Origin of the sequence: Xanthomonas sp. SHU 166, assembly GCF_000364685.1 — a bacterium.
Taxonomy (GTDB): Bacteria; Pseudomonadota; Gammaproteobacteria; order Xanthomonadales; family Xanthomonadaceae; genus Xanthomonas_A; species Xanthomonas_A sontii.
Genome location: NZ_AQOJ01000698.1, coordinates 1 through 436, shown reverse-complemented (window position 1 = coordinate 436; position 436 = coordinate 1). Strand labels below are relative to the sequence as shown.

Genomic DNA, 436 nt, shown 5'->3' with positions numbered 1-436 from the left:
CGGCCGCCACGCCAGCGCCTACCGCATCGACGACGGCATGCCGCAGGAGGAGCAGGTGATCATGTCGATCACCCGGCTCAGCGATGGCCTCTGGTTCAGCGGCAACACCGGCCTGTTCCGGCGCGACCGTGCCGGGCGCTGGTTGCGTGCGGACTGGATCGGCGCACTGCATCGCGCGGCCAACGCGATCGCCGAGGACGGCGCCGGCGGCTACTGGCTCGGCAACGGCGAAGGCCTGTGGCACAAGCCGGCCGACGGGCCGGCGCGGCGGGTGGATACCGGCGGCGCGGCGGTGTCCGGCGCCAGCGTGGTGGAGACCGTGCTGCGCGACCGCGAGGGCGGCCTGTGGGTGCCGCTGCCGACGCGCGGCCTGGGCTACCTGCGTCCGGACTGGCGCCGCCTGGCAGTGCTGGGCACCGCGCAGGGCCTGCCCGCC

Annotated in this window: 1 pseudogene; it reads left to right on the top strand. The window is 75.7% G+C overall.

Going from position 1 to position 436, the window contains the following annotated elements:
* Positions 1-436: pseudogene (locus D180_RS16360) on the top strand (histidine kinase); the annotation flags it as partial.